The 9,699-nt window shown below is 34.1% G+C and carries 9 protein-coding genes, 1 tRNA gene and 1 pseudogene; 6 read left to right on the forward strand and 5 right to left on the reverse strand.

The annotated features are described in order from the left end of the window. Positions 1-79 precede the first annotated feature (79 nt). The 5 genes and pseudogenes from tnpA to GMC_RS0102115 all read left to right on the forward strand — a co-directional run bounded on the left by tnpA (position 80) and on the right by GMC_RS0102115 (position 4,330). Positions 80-511: pseudogene (tnpA, locus tag GMC_RS18725) on the forward strand (IS200/IS605 family transposase). Positions 512-649: 138 nt separating this feature from the next. Further along, the gene (locus tag GMC_RS0102100; protein WP_010520580.1) at positions 650-1,414 is read left to right on the forward strand and encodes a hypothetical protein; all 765 of its coding nucleotides are present in this window, start codon (positions 650-652) and stop codon (positions 1,412-1,414) included. A gap of 59 nt (positions 1,415-1,473) precedes the next feature. Then, the gene (locus GMC_RS20435) at positions 1,474-2,109 is read left to right on the forward strand and encodes a heavy-metal-associated domain-containing protein (RefSeq protein ID WP_010520581.1); all 636 of its coding nucleotides are present in this window, start codon (positions 1,474-1,476) and stop codon (positions 2,107-2,109) included. Beyond that, positions 2,110-2,913, forward strand: coding sequence for an NHL repeat-containing protein (locus GMC_RS0102110; protein ID WP_010520582.1), 804 nt, complete (start codon positions 2,110-2,112; stop codon positions 2,911-2,913). A 151-nt stretch (positions 2,914-3,064) separates the two neighbouring features. Beyond that, on the forward strand, positions 3,065-4,330 hold the full coding sequence (locus GMC_RS0102115; RefSeq protein WP_010520583.1) for a vWA domain-containing protein: 1,266 nt from the start codon (positions 3,065-3,067) through the stop codon (positions 4,328-4,330). Between the two features lie 64 nt (positions 4,331-4,394). Here the strand turns inward: GMC_RS0102115 and GMC_RS0102120 are convergent, their stop codons facing one another. From GMC_RS0102120 to GMC_RS0102140, 5 genes are all read right to left on the reverse strand, one after another. After that, positions 4,395-5,726 carry an HTTM domain-containing protein gene (locus tag GMC_RS0102120; RefSeq protein ID WP_010520584.1) on the reverse strand — a complete coding sequence of 444 codons (1,332 nt, stop codon included), beginning with the start codon at positions 5,724-5,726 and terminating at the stop codon, positions 4,395-4,397. An 88-nt stretch (positions 5,727-5,814) separates the two neighbouring features. Continuing rightward, positions 5,815-6,747, reverse strand: a complete 933-nt coding sequence (locus GMC_RS0102125) for a bifunctional riboflavin kinase/FAD synthetase (protein WP_010520585.1) — start codon at positions 6,745-6,747, stop codon at positions 5,815-5,817. A gap of 125 nt (positions 6,748-6,872) precedes the next feature. Next, positions 6,873-7,448 (reverse strand): aminoacyl-tRNA hydrolase, encoded by a 576-nt coding sequence (gene pth, locus GMC_RS0102130; RefSeq protein ID WP_010520586.1) that lies wholly within the window; start codon positions 7,446-7,448, stop codon positions 6,873-6,875. A gap of 258 nt (positions 7,449-7,706) precedes the next feature. Beyond that, positions 7,707-8,315, reverse strand: coding sequence for a 50S ribosomal protein L25/general stress protein Ctc (locus GMC_RS0102135; protein ID WP_010520587.1), 609 nt, complete (start codon positions 8,313-8,315; stop codon positions 7,707-7,709). Between the two features lie 29 nt (positions 8,316-8,344). Further along, positions 8,345-9,286 (reverse strand): ribose-phosphate pyrophosphokinase, encoded by a 942-nt coding sequence (locus GMC_RS0102140; protein ID WP_010520588.1) that lies wholly within the window; start codon positions 9,284-9,286, stop codon positions 8,345-8,347. Positions 9,287-9,429: 143 nt separating this feature from the next. Here GMC_RS0102140 and GMC_RS0102145 point away from each other — a divergent pair. Next, a tRNA-Leu gene (locus GMC_RS0102145) sits at positions 9,430-9,511 on the forward strand. Positions 9,512-9,699 lie beyond the last annotated feature (188 nt).

Consider the following 9,699-nt stretch of genomic DNA (forward strand, 5'->3'; position numbering starts at 1 on the left):
TTTATTGGTCTTAAAAATAGTTAAAACTATGTACTTTAGTGCATTTCGCTTTTAGCTTCTAAAAATTTATCTTCGTATAATGTCTTATCAACGAAGTAATGGTCATAGCGTAAGTCGGTTAACAGTTCACTTAGTTTGGAGCACAAAATACAGATATTCAGTATTGCAAGGAGATATAAAGCAGCGTTGTCGTACAATTTTGATACAGATTTGTTAATCAGAGGATGTCAATATTCTAAAGGGAGTTGTCTCAACGAACCATGTCCATATGCATGTTGAATACCGACCTTCATTATCGATAAGTGATTTGGTTAAGAAATTAAAAGGAAGAAGTTCTAGGAAATTACAACAAGAGTTTCCAGAGTTAAATAAGCGTTATTGGGGTCGTCATTTCTGGGGTATAGGTTATGGTTGTTGGAGTACTGTAAATATTACAGATGAGATGGTTAATGAATATTTAGAGCACCATCGAAAGCCTAATGATGATGGTTCAAGTTTTATATTAGAATGACTTTCAGTCGTAAAGGAAACTATGGACTTCAAGTCCATAGTGGTTTATTTTATTTGACTTGTATAATTCCTAGATCCATCATTTTTCTTTGAGGTAAGTTCAAACAGGAAATGGTATAAGGATTCATAAATGATAATCATGAAAATATTTTTAAGTACAGTACTGGTGCTATTAATGCAATCAGTATTAGCACAAGGGCCACCAATTACTTCTGATAAACCAATTATGCTTGGAGGAAAAAGTTTTACGGTAAAAACCCTAACTGAAATACGGACAACACAAAGGGGAACGAGTATATATATCCCTTTAATGTTCCATTATTTACCAACTTCAAATTCGTTAGTTTCTGTACATACGCCTTTAGTAAGTTATGATATTGAAAATTTAGATAAAAAAACAGCTTTGGCAGATATTCAAATTCAAGGGAAATACCAATTTTTTAGGAAAGATGGTACAGGAAAAACTTTTAGAATGGTAGTAAAAACATTACAAACCCTACCAACCGGTAAGCCTATTGATTTGATTGGACTAAGTACCCAAAAGTATCAGGGATACTATGGTTTAGTTTCGGGTTATGAAACGCTTAAGTATGGTATTTCAAGTGAAATTGGTTATAATTTATCGGAGGACAAAAGTTTAAATGAAATGCGCTTAAAGCTAGGTTTTGGTCTTCCGCTTTTGAAACCGCAATACCCAAACAAACAACTCAATTTGTATTTTGAATATACAAATAGTTGGCTCACCAATAGGGATTGGTACCAGTTACTTTATGCGCAGGGCGTGCAGTATGCCTTAAAAAACATTACTTGGGAGGTAGCAGTGCAAGCACCTTTGGTAAATGATGTTGCCGAAGGGCGTAAATTAAAGTATAGTGTTTTTTTAGGAACTCGCTATACTTTCTGAAAAATTAAAATTTAATCAGAAGCATCTATTTAGTTGATCGCTTCAAAAATAATATAAAAATGAAAAAATTATTGATCACAATGCTTTTTATGTTGGGCGTATGCTTAACACTAACAGGGCAACAAACCATGGATAAATTTGAAATACAAGTAGATGGCTTAGGGTGTCCTTTTTGTGCTTATGGCTTGGAAAAAAAGTTTAAGGAATTTAAGGGAATAAAAGAGGTGCAAATTAAGATTGAAACTGGTGATTTTAAATTCGCCTATCCTTCGGAAAAACAATTGACCATGCAAGCCGTGGTGGATCAAGTAAAAAAAGCAGGGTACACTCCCAAAACAGCAAAAATAATCAGATCCAATGGGGAGCAGGAAAACTTGAGTGTACCTGGCAATAAAATAGCGGATAAATCGCAACTAATTACAGAATCATTAAAAGTCAAAGGGAATTGCCAAATGTGTAAATCACGTATTGAAACCGCAGCACTAACTATTGAGGGAGTAAACAAAGCGTTATGGAATGTGGATACAAAAATACTTGAGGTTGATTTTAATGATAAAGAGACTTCTATTAGAGAAATTTCAAAAAAAATAGCCACCTCAGGACATGACACTGCTACAATGGAGGCAAAAAAAGAAGTTTATAACGCGTTACCTGTATGTTGTTCTTACAACAACCCTAACTTAAAATCACACTAGATGATACGATTAATTAATGGTTGCTTGATTTGTATGTTAGCTGTTAGTTGCCACCAATCACGGTCGGACTGGGAGCTGTTGAAAGAACATAAATTGGAGCAAGTGCGTCCTATAGGAATAGCGGTGTTGCAAAACAAACTCTGGGTATCTGATGGCGATCATAATCGATTATTGCAAATTGATACCGATGGTACTATTTTGGATCAAGTAAGTAATTTTGAACGTCCTATGCACATAGCTACATCAAAGGATATACTTTTGATTCCAGAGTATGGTAAAGATCAAATTACAACCTATGCCAACGGAAAACTTGATCAACTGACTAATCTACCTGAGCTAGATGCTCCTGCAGGGGTGTTCAAGTTTAATAATGAATTGGCAATTGCCGATTTTTACAATAATGCAGTACATTTTTTTAATGGAAAAAACTGGATAAAAATAGGTAAAAAGGGAACGGATTTGGGGCAATTTAATTATCCTACAGATGTGCATATAAATGCAAATTATATCTACGTAGCTGATGCTTACAATCATCGAGTTCAGGTGTTTGATAAATCAGGAGGTTTTGTAAAAGTATTGGGCGAAAATTTAGGGATTAATGCAGCTACAGGAATTCATGTTACTGACCAAGAAATTTTTATTACTGATTTTGAGAATAGTAGGTTATTTGTAGTGTCACACGAAAATGAACTTCTGCAAAAAATAACTGATGGTGTTGAAAAGCCTACTGATATGTTGGTTTTTAATAATCAACTTTACGTAGTAAATTATAAATCGGGTACGTTAAGTGTTTTTAGAAGGTAGACAGTATGTAAAGAGAGTAACATTATAGTTATCAAACCTATTTAGTAAGAAATGGTTGGTGATTTGTTTGTTGAATTAAAAATAATTAGTTGTAATTACGCAACCTTTATATTTTACTGACATCTTTATAGTGAACAAAAAATGAAATAACATGGAATACATTAGTAAATTAAAAGGATTAGTGTTAGTGTTTTTAATAATAAGCAGTTGCTCAAAAGATGGAAGCGTAAATGATAATGAGGAAAGTAACCAAATAGCAAAAGGAAAAACTAGTTTGTTTAAAAATGTTGTTATTTCAGCTAATGATGAAGATAAAGAGGTTAGTGAAGAAGCTTTTTCGGATATAAGTGTTACATCATCTGTTCCAGGCTCAGTAGACAGCAGGGGTAGGGATTCAAATACTAATTTTGAGCCTGGAATTTTAACAGCAGGCCAATGGAATGATCTTGAAAATTGGGATTTTTGGAAAACTTTGCTAAATAGTGAAGTATATCTTGAGGGAATAGAAAAATGGAATTTAAAATCAATTAAAAGGTATAGTTTTCAGATTGTTGATGCCAATGAATCATTTGTGGCAAATGCTGAAATTAGTCTTTTAGTAAATCAAGTAGTAGTTTGGAAAACAAAAACTGACAACAAAGGAAAAGCTACATTATGGACAGATGTAGCGTTTGATGAGGTGACAGCTTCTGTAGCTATTGAGGATGCCAAAAAAAATATTACCGATGTAAAGGAATATGAAGCAGGTATCAATATAATAAGTTTAGATAAAGAGATTGTAAATAATAAAATTATTGATATTTATTTTGCCATTGATGCTACGGGGTCAATGGGGGATGAAATAGACTATTTGAAAGCGGAAGTAAGTAACGTCATTGAAAGGGTTAAGCAAAGGAATTCATCATTACAAATGCGTTTTGGGTCCGTATTTTATAGGGATGAAGGAGACCAGTATGTAACACGTGATTTGAGTTTTACGTCAAATGAAGCTGATTTAGTTTCGTTTATAAAAGATCAATCTGCAAACGGGGGTGGGAACTATCCAGAGGCAGTACATAGTGCGCTAGATGTTGCTATAGCACAAAATACTTGGAATGATAAGGCATCAACCAAACTATTGTTTTTATTATTGGATGCACCACCTCATTACACCCAAGAGGTAATGTCAAGTTTAGAAGAAAATTTGATTTTAGCAGCTGAAAATGGTATTAAAATAATCCCAATATCGGCCTCAGGGATAGACAAGGCTACCGAATATTTAATGCGTTATTTTGCTATTTTCACAAACGGGACGTATGTTTTTATAACTGATGATAGTGGTGTAGGCAATCCTCATATTACACCAACTGTTGGGAAGTATGAAGTGCAAAAATTAAACGAATTGTTGATTGATTTAGTGGATCAGTATATTCCTTAGAATGTTATTTATAAATATACGAAAGTTAAGTTAATACACTTTTAAGTTTATTGATGGTTGGTAGTTATTGTTTTTTATTAAAGTCAGTGTTTATCCAATCATTATGGCCCCAATAATTCCATTGAACAGCAGCTAAATCAACATTTGGATCAATTAGCTGAACGGCAGTTTTGCGGTTTACACTAGTATGGTTGGTTACAAAAACCTTGATGGCTATATTTTTTTTGGCGTATTCTTTTTTTAAATGCTGTGCAAATTGCCAAATCATATCGGGTTTTCCGCCCATGGATCGTATTTGTTTTGGACTGAGGTGTTTGGATACTACTACTCTTTCCTTGCGTTTTTCTGTTTCTTTTTGTATGTAAAAAGTGTTTCTGCCTGATTTGCTTCGCAACATCATTCGCCAACTTAAACGGTGTCCCTCTTCCGTATAAAGGACATCACCTTTTATAGCCCAATGACGTAGCGGTAGTGCTATTTGAATGATCAGCCAAACGGCAAGTGTAATTAGGATAGGTTTGTGAATTGGTGTACTATATATTTTAGGCGTTATGTGTTTTTTTAGTTTAGGATAAAACCAGGCTCGAATTCTTTCTGCAGGAAAGAAAAATAAGCTAAAACTTAATGCTAGATAAGGGAAGATTCCTATTTGAAAAACAATAGAATTGTATAAATGAAAGAAGATAGCAAGCACAAATGCAATTTTTCGCGTTGGTTTAAACAATAATGCAGGGATTATTAAAAGATCAAAAATAATACCCATGTAAGTGATTACATAGTGGGTCCATTTTTGTTGAAGTAGTTGACCGACTACAGGATAATTTGCTTTTGCAGCCATTAAATTAGCAGCTACGTTTGTGCTTATCCAGTCGGGATACAATTTAGCTACGGCAGCATAAGTGTATACTATTGCCAGTTGCGCAATAATTAAAAACTTGCACCAATAAGGCATGGCGTTTTTTTGTGTAGTGTATCCTAAACGAACATCTAACGATAAATCCTTATTTGCAGGCAAAAAACACATAATACCACTGAGTAGCCAGAGCAAATAATAGTGATTGTTGTATGAGCTTTTTTGCATTAAATAAGTGGCTCCCCACATTATACAAAACAGGGCTGATGCTAAAACATAGCGGTACCCTAGTAAAATACCTAAACCCACTATGCCCATTGCTATGTAATAAGCATACATTCCCCAGCCAGATAAGGGTTGAAGAAAATCCAAATGGATAAAGTTAAAAGTAAACTTAGGTTCAATTAGTGTGCGCGTGACCCAACCTGTAGCAATGGCTCCCCATGATTCCAGACAAATAAGAACCCCAAAAATAATTCTAAAAATAATTAAAGGACTATTGTCTACCGTTCTAAAAAGTGAAGAAAAAAAGCGTTCGTGCATTTTTATTTTTTTTTCAAATGGTTGAAAAAGTATCTTTTTGCTATTCAGTGTGCCTGTAATTTTTTAGGTTTAAGATTCGTTGAAAATTTTAAAGCATTTCGCAAATATATTCTCTGGCAAAATCTTCGTCGGCAGACATGGCATTTTTTAAATCCTCTACAGAATTGAATTTTTTTTCATCTCTAATTCTTTTCAACAATTCTATTTTAAGTTTTTTGTCGTAAAGGTTGATTTGAGCGTCAAAAAAATGAGTTTCAATGGTTTGTTTCATGCCATTAACGGTAGGATTGGTGCCAATATTCATCATACCGTAGTAGGTTTTACCTTCCAACAGCGAACTTACAATATATACCCCTTGTTTGGGAATTAATTTATACGTTTCTGCAATTTTCATATTTGCAGTAGGGTATCCCAAGGTACGACCAATTTGTCGTCCTTTTTCAATTTTGCCCGTAAGCATAAAATTGTATCCTAAATAAGTGTTCGCTTTTTGAATTTCTCCGTTAAGGAGCGCCTTTCTAATTTTAGTGGAGCTTACAGCAACATCTTCAATTTCCTGTTTTGATATTTCCTCTACCTCAAAATCAAATTGCTTTCCAAAGTTTTTTAGGTCATTGATGTTGGCGGTTCTTCCTTTTCCAAAACGGTGATCATAGCCTATAATGATTTTTTTTGCTTTTAAATACTTTACAAGCATTTGTTCAACATATTCTTCGGCACTTAATTGCGAAAATTCTTCACTAAATGGATGGATGACTAAGTGGTTTAATCCACTTTGTTCCAAAATTTCCGACCGCTCATCCATTGTGTTTATCAACTTAATGTCGGCATCTTTTTGAAGTACCATACGCGGATGAGGAAAAAATGTTAGAATAATGGATTCTAAATTATTTTCTTTAGCGGCTGAATTTAGGCGCTCAATAATTTTTTTATGCCCAATATGTACGCCGTCAAAGGTGCCAATAGTTACCGCACTCTTAATTGTATTATTATATGTACAAGCGTTTTCGTGTTTTTTCAAAAGCGAAAAATTTTATGTAAAATTACTGAAATCTTTATACAAATGACCAATTTATGAGGGGGAAATAAGAAATTTTGTAAGTAGCATTTGGTGTCAAAATAGTGGGGAGATTTTTTTAGGCGGGCTTATTTTTCAGGTTTTCCGTTAAAATTATTCATGGTTTGGGCTAAGCCAGCAATAACAAAACTTCTAATTGCATTGCAGGCGTCATTGATCCTAAAAGTTAATTCTTTTTGTTCATCCAAGGTCCATATTCCTAAAACATAATCAACTTGCCGGCCTTTACTAAATTGATTGCCTACACCAAATCGGAAGCGGGGGTAAGTACTCGTATTAAGTTTGTCCTGAGTGTCCTTTAGCCCATTATGACCACCTGCACTGCCTTTTGCTTTTAATCGAAATGTTCCAAAATCCAAATTAATATCGTCAGTAATTACTAGTAAGTTTTCCAGTTGAATATTTTCTTTTTCCATCCAGTATTTGATGGCTTTTCCGCTCAAATTCATGAAAGTGTTTGGTTTAAGTAAAAACACGGCTTTTCCTTTAACTTTAAGTTGACATACATCGCCCAATTTTTCAGTTTCAAAAGTGGCTTGTTCTTCCTTGGCAAAAGTGTCTAAAATTTTAAAACCAATATTATGACGTGTATCTGTATATTTAGGACCTATATTTCCTAGTCCAACGATTAAAAACTTTTTCATGGTGCTGTGTTTATTAAAGGAAAATATTTTTTTCTGTAATAATGAAATTGTGTTGTATAGCTATAGAATTATTCACTAAAAATAGTGCTTTGAGTGGCTTAAATCTAATTTTAATTTTTAAGTATCAAACATAAAAGAACCATTTATAAATGAGTAATTTAATGTCGATAACGGTACCGTAGTTAAAAATAAAAATTTACATAAATAAAAAAGCACCCTAAAATTAGGATGCTTTCTGTTTTATTTTTGAATAAAAAATTATTCTGCAGCAGCTTCAGCTGGAGCAGCTTCATCAGCTCCTTCTTCCTCATCAGCAATAGCATTACGAGAGTTTTTAACTTGGCATACAACTGTATTGTCTGCGTGTAAAAATTCAAAACCTTCAGAATTTAATTGAGTAACGTATAATTTGTTACCAATTTTAAGTTCAGAAATATCAGCTTCAATTACATCAGGTAAATTAGCAGGCAATCCTTTTACTTTTAAACGACGAGCGTTAAACTTTAAGTTACCTCCATTTGCTACACCAGGGGATTTTCCTGTGGTACGTACAGGGATTTCCATAGTGATGGCTTTGTCATCAAAAATTTGAACAAAATCAATGTGCAAAATTTTATCAGTTACAGGGTGAAATTGGATATCCTGAAGGATAGCATTTATTTTTGTTCCGTTATCTAATGCAATTACCACCGTGTGAACGTCTGGTGTATACACTAGTTTACTGAACGAATTTTCTGGAGCAGTAAAATGTGTAACAGTGTCGCCACCATAAACTACACAAGGTACACTTCCAGCATTACGTAGGGCTTTTGTTGCTTTTTTCCCTAAGCTTTCTCTTTGAGATGCATTGATTGTTAACGATTTCATTTTAAATATATTAAGATTAAATTATTTACTTACATTAAAAATTTTGAACTTATTGATTTGTACTCGTTAATACTTTTAAGTACATCAGCAAAAAGTTCAGCACAGCTAACTACTCTAATTTTTGAACATTCCTGCCTTAACGGAATAGTGTCTGTTACAATAAGTTCGGTCAATTTTGATTTTTCTAAACGATTGTAGGCATCACCTGATAAAACAGGATGCGTACACACGGCTCTTACCGAAAGTGCTCCGCGTTCAATCATTAAATCGGCAGCTTTAGTCAATGTTCCTGCGGTGTCCACCATGTCATCAACTAATACTACGTTTTTACCCGTAACATCGCCAATAAGTTCCATGTGCGAAATTACATTGGCTTTTTCGCGTTGTTTGTAGCAAATAACTACATCGCTTTCCATTGCTTTAGCGTAGGCGTATGCTCTTTTTGAGCCTCCCATGTCAGGAGAAGCAACTGTTAAATTGTCAATATTTAAAGATTTTAAATAAGGTAAAAATACAGTTGAAGCAAAAAGGTGATCCACTGGCTTTTCAAAAAATCCTTGAATTTGAGCCGCGTGTAAATCCATAGTAACGATACGTGTTGCACCTGCGGTTTCTAGCATTTTTGCAATCAGCTTAGCGGCAATGGGTACTCTGGACTTGTCTTTACGATCTTGCCTAGCCCATCCGTAGTAAGGGATAACGGCTGTTACATGCCTGGCAGAAGCTCTTTTGGCAGCATCTAACATTAATAACAGTTCCATCAAATGATCCGCACTTGGATTGGTTGATCCTATTAAAAAGATGCGCCTCCCACGAACTGATTCTTCAAATGAAGGTTGATATTCACCATCACTGTAAGTAGATGTAATTACATTTCCTAAAGTAGTACCGTAAGCACTTACAATTTTTTGAGCAAGTTCTTGACTTTGTTTACAAGCAAAAAACTTAGCTTCTAGAATGTTATTAGACATGTGGCAAATTCGTTTTCAGTGGGTTAAACACAATTATTGTATTTAAGCCTGCAAATTTAGCGATTTATTTCAGAAATAAATTAATATTAGTGCTTATTTTTATTTTTAGAATGAAAACTTTTTATAAATTTGCAAACTGAAAAGCTCAAGTGGTGGAATTGGTAGACACGTTGGATTCAAAATCCAATGTCGCAAGACGTGCGGGTTCGATTCCCGCCTTGAGTACTTAAACTAACAACCCGTTGTAAAACAACGGGTTGTTTTGTTCTAGGTTTCTTTATTCTAACATAATATAGGCTGGGAGAATAACTTGGTTTCAACATGGTTTAAACAATTAGGCTATTTACAGAGTGAATTTTAACTATATCAATCGAATCAATAATTATTTCCTAAAATCCGCAGCTAATTATTTT

This window comes from Aquimarina agarivorans (assembly GCF_000218485.1).
GTDB classification, from domain to species: Bacteria; Bacteroidota; Bacteroidia; order Flavobacteriales; family Flavobacteriaceae; genus Aquimarina; species Aquimarina agarivorans.